We start from the raw sequence: 252 nt of genomic DNA on the forward strand, positions 1-252 counted from the left end.
GAGGATGCCGAAGGTGCCGGCGTCATTGGTCCAGCTGCCGATCAGCGAGCCCTGCGGCGCGATGCCGTCGGCCACGGTGTTGTCGGAGGCCTGCAGCGAATAGGTCAGGTGCTTGCCCGGGTTGTCGAAGGCATGCGCGTTGCTCATGTCGACCACGCCGGCGGCGCCGCCTTCCGGCAGGCTGGCCTTGGGCGACTTGTAGACCGTGAGCTTGTTGAAGAACTCGGTCGGGAACAGGTTCAGGTCGACTTC

Annotated in this window: 1 protein-coding gene; it reads right to left on the minus strand. The window is 65.5% G+C overall.

The window, feature by feature from the left end:
* On the minus strand, positions 1-252 hold a 252-nt coding region (locus SB822_RS59140), incomplete at both ends, for a hypothetical protein (protein WP_410859381.1).

The sequence above is a fragment of the Paraburkholderia sp. SIMBA_054 genome (assembly GCF_046534875.1).
GTDB classification, from domain to species: Bacteria; Pseudomonadota; Gammaproteobacteria; order Burkholderiales; family Burkholderiaceae; genus Paraburkholderia; species Paraburkholderia hospita.